This window comes from Hymenobacter algoricola (assembly GCF_039539525.1).
GTDB lineage: Bacteria > Bacteroidota > Bacteroidia > Cytophagales > Hymenobacteraceae > Hymenobacter > Hymenobacter algoricola.
The window spans coordinates 1-558 of sequence record NZ_BAABDH010000043.1 but is presented as its reverse complement, the minus strand read 5'-3'; the positions used below and the strand labels follow the sequence as shown (position 1 = coordinate 558).

At 45.7% G+C, this 558-nt stretch carries 1 protein-coding gene; it reads right to left on the bottom strand.

The genetic code is table 11. The features are described 5' to 3' along the window. Positions 1–89: 89 nt before the first annotated feature. Positions 90–428, bottom strand: a complete 339-nt coding sequence (locus ABD842_RS13665) for a hypothetical protein (RefSeq protein ID WP_345114893.1) — start codon at positions 426–428, stop codon at positions 90–92. Positions 429–558 lie beyond the last annotated feature (130 nt).

Sequence of the window (558 nt, the reverse complement as noted above, 5' to 3'; positions counted from 1 at the left end):
TGCTGGAAGCCATTCACGCGGCCGTGCAATGGATTACCAGCACCGATGCCAAAGCTTGGTTCAACCACTGTGGCTATCATGTACAGCGGTCATGAATCTGCTCTATTAACTTTGGTGCCAGCAGCTGTATAAGCAAACCGGATGATATTGTTGTTGGTAAATGTGATTACCTGCGGCAGATTGAGTTGATTATAAGTAATGCTCGCAATGCCCTTATTCACATCGCTTGTCAAATTACCAGAAGCATCATATCTGTATTCGTCGACTGCTACTGAGCTTCCAATATATTTGTGCCCATTGTCTTCAAAATCGTGCGGCAATGGTGAAGCTCCGGGTGAACTAGCCAAGTCGTCTACCCCCGTCAATTGATTGCCGTTATACTTATAACGTAGTAAATCTAATTCTCCAAAGGCTGGATCTTCATCCAAGGGTGTGATACGGCCGTTCCTGTTGAGTGTACTACTCCCCAAAAACTGGACAGTTTAGACGGGGTTTGTTAAGCAAATTGATGGCGGGTTGAAGGTAGGGATTTGAGCGAAAACTTGTGCGGGTGTTTGG